Genomic DNA, 1,203 nt, shown 5'->3' on the forward strand with positions numbered 1-1,203 from the left:
AAACCCTTGTCCAAGCCTATACCTACGATACCCTCGGTCAAATCGAGACCATGACAGTATCTGACAAGGCTGGTAAGGAACTGTCTACGCTCTCTTACACCTACGACTTGGCTGGAAACAAGCTGACCAGCACCGAAGCCACCGATGGTAAGGAAGACAAGACCACCTTTACTTACGATGATAACAACCGCCTGACCCAGTTGGAGAACAAGGACGGTGTGACCACCTACACTTACGATAAGAACGGCAACCGGATTTCTTCTAAGAAGAAGGATGAGAAGTTAGACTACCTCTACGACACGGAGAACCGTCTCCTTGCGGTCAAGGACAAGGAGGGTCTTTTGATGGCGGCTCTCTATGATGGGGACGACAACAGGGTATTTACCGCCAGCCGTAAAGAGGGCAAGCATACCTATCAACTCTTCAACCGCGAGGAGAAGAAGAAATCTCCCTATACTTCTCCAAATGGGGAGGAGCACAGCCTCTTCTGGTATGGCTTTAGTCAGAATGTGCTTCAGGCACTCTCAAGCTTCCCACAGACCGTTGGGACTATTTGGCATGAGATTTTCGACGATGTCTCTACCGCCTACCACCAGAAAGTGGCGAAAGACAGGGCGGGTAGTGAGGGACTGGTGGTCAACCCACCAGACCTAGGAAATCTTCCTGGTGAGGGCGACGTGACCTATGCCAGTCAAGTCAAGGAAGTTCTTATCCCTTATACCACACGGGAGGATACCTTTAACTACTACGAAGAGCGCAACTATGTCAATGATGTCAATCGGGCACATACCGAAGTTCTCCAGACCTATGACCGTGAGTTAAACGCCAAGGAAACCTACACCTATGGTCAGGGTAGAACGTCTTACCTGAATCATGAAACAGGCGACCATTACAACTATCTGGCCAACCAGTCTGGTTCTGTGACAGGCTTGACCAAGGAGGGACAAGCAGTAGCGTCAAGCAGCTATAGTCTTTACGGCTCAACCAAGCAGTCAACAGATGAAACAGGCAATCCATTTGCCTACAATGGGGAAGCAAGGGACATCACGGGACTTGACTACCTGCGAGCAAGATATTATGATAGCAGGGCAGGCACTTTCTTAACTGAGGATTCCTACCAAGGTGAACTGGGTGATCCCCTCAGTCAGAACCGCTATGCCTATGTCCATAATAACCCAGTCAACTACACAGACCCAAGTGGAC

The 1,203-nt window shown here is 49.7% G+C and carries 1 protein-coding gene; it reads left to right on the top strand.

Features of this window, described 5'->3' with window-relative positions:
* The coding region (locus E4T79_RS10690) for an RHS repeat-associated core domain-containing protein (RefSeq protein ID WP_280643171.1) at positions 1-1,203 on the top strand (1,203 nt) is incomplete at both ends.

It is taken from the genome of Streptococcus sp. LYSM12, from assembly GCF_004569635.1.
In the GTDB taxonomy this organism is placed as follows: Bacteria; Bacillota; Bacilli; order Lactobacillales; family Streptococcaceae; genus Streptococcus.